Origin of the sequence: Nocardioides sp., from assembly GCF_031422975.1 — a bacterium.
GTDB lineage: Bacteria > Actinomycetota > Actinomycetes > Propionibacteriales > Nocardioidaceae > Nocardioides.
This window is the reverse complement of sequence record NZ_JANPEO010000551.1, coordinates 1-2,000: the sequence shown is the minus strand read 5'-3', so window position 1 is coordinate 2,000 and position 2,000 is coordinate 1. Positions and strand designations below refer to the sequence as shown.

Sequence of the window (2,000 nt, the reverse complement as noted above, 5' to 3'; positions counted from 1 at the left end):
CGTGCCCTACCAGTTGCGGTCCTCCACGATCGCCGAGGAGCGCGGCTCACGCGAGGACCAGCGCGTCCAGGCCGGCGACCTGCGTCGCGGCCGGGTCCTGCGCGACACCAGCGAGGTCGACGACGACCGGCAGATCGACCCGTGAGCCGTCGCCCCCGGGCCCGCTCGGCACGCGGGCACTCGCGCGTCGGAGAGCGCTTCGAGGCGCTCGTCGGCCCGGTGGCGCACGGCGGCCACTGCATCGTCCGCCTGCCGGAGCCGGAGTCCCGCGTCGTGTTCACCCGGCACTGCCTGCCCGGCGAACAGGTGGTGGTGGAGATCACCGAGGGCACGGACGGCGACCGGTTCTGGCGTGGTGACGCGATCGCCGTGCTCTCCCCGTCACCTGATCGGGTGCCGGCGCCGTGCCCCGTGGCCGGCCCGGGTCTGTGCGGAGGCTGCGACTTCCAGCACGCCTCGCTGTCGGCGCAGCGCGACCTCAAGGGCGCCGTGGTCGCCGAGCAGTTGCGCAGGCTTGCCGGGCTCGATGTCGAGGTGAGCGTCGAGGCGGTGCCCGGCGATCTCGACGGGCTGCGCTGGCGCACCCGGATGCAATGGGCGCACACCCCCGACGGGCAGCGCGGACTGCGTGCCCACCGCTCGCGCCGGGTGGTCCCTGTCGACGACTGCCTGATCGCCACCCGTGACGCGCGCGAACCGACTCGCGGACTGACGCTCACCGAGACGGTGGCAGACCACGACTTCGCGGTCGAGGCCGACGGGTTCTGGCAGGTGCATCCGGGCGCGCCCTCGACGTTGGTGTCCACCGTGATGTCCATGCTGGACCCGCAGCCCGGGGAGCGGGTCCTCGACCTCTATGCCGGCGTCGGCCTGTTCGCCCGCTTCCTGGCCGACGCTGTGGGCGACGGCACACGCGTGGTCGCGATCGAGGGGGACCGCGCGGCGTCTGGTCACGCGAAGCAGAACCTCGCCTCCCACCGGGGCGCCGTCGCCGAGTGCGGCCCGGTCGAGAAGGTGCTCGCTGCGGCGTACGACGAGCCGTTCGACCTCGTCGTCCTCGACCCGCCGCGCGAGGGCGCCAAGCGTGCCGTGGTGGCGCAGGTCGTGGATCGTGCACCGCGTGCCGTCGCCTACGTCGCCTGCGACCCGGCCGCCCTCGCGCGCGACGTCGCCATCTTCGCCGAGCACGGCTATCGGCTGGAGCAGTTGCGGGCCTTCGACGTGTTCCCGATGACGCACCACGTCGAATGCGTGGCGCTGTTTAAGAAGACCGATCTGCCCCTGGATCAGCCGCTCAGAAGGTAGCGAGGCCGTGAGGAGCCGCAGAATCGCGGCAGGTGGGCGTGGAGCGCGTCGATCGCGGCTTCACCGAGTGGTCGATGGGTTCATTGGCCGCGTGGCGACCCATCCCCACCACTCGGCCGCATCCTGCAAAGACGCCTGAGGGCCACATTGTGACCACAGCTGAGGCGGGTAAATGCTCCTCATTTACACCTTGCGCGCCCGCATCGGTGGCGGGGCTAGGTTTGACATGACAACACAGAACGCACGACCAGGAGAGGACATCATGAGCGACGCCACGACATCAGGGCCGATCTATCAGGTGGTCAACCCGGCGACGGGCAAGGTCGTCGAGACCTTCGAGCACGCGACGGATCAGGAGATCGAGTCGGCGCTCGCTGCCGTGCACGCGGCGTACGGCGTCTGGCGTGACGTGCCGATCGCGGAGCGGGCGAGGACGGTCACGAGGATCGGCGAACTCTTCGTCGAGCGACGGGCGGAGCTGGCCGCGATCGCGACCGAGGAGATGGGCAAGCCGCTCGGCGATGCTCGCGGTGAGGCGAAGTTCTGCGGCGAGATCTTCGACTACTTCGCGACCGAGGGCCCAGGCCTCGCGGCAGACCAGCCGATCAAGACGTTCTCCGGTGGCAAGGCGATGGTCCAGAGGCTCCCGATCGGGCCATTGCTGGGGATCATGCCGTGGAACTACCCGTTCTACC

2 protein-coding genes are annotated in these 2,000 nt (G+C 70.3%); both read left to right on the top strand.

Annotated elements, in window-relative coordinates:
- Window positions 1–141: 141 nt before the first annotated feature.
- A complete protein-coding gene (locus RMO85_RS16480) occupies window positions 142–1,305 on the top strand; it encodes a methyltransferase (RefSeq protein WP_310529806.1) in 1,164 nt (387 codons plus the stop codon).
- A 262-nt stretch (window positions 1,306–1,567) separates the two neighbouring features.
- Window positions 1,568–2,000, top strand: a 433-nt coding sequence (locus RMO85_RS16475) for an aldehyde dehydrogenase family protein (protein ID WP_310529805.1), incomplete at its 3' end; no start/stop codon positions are given.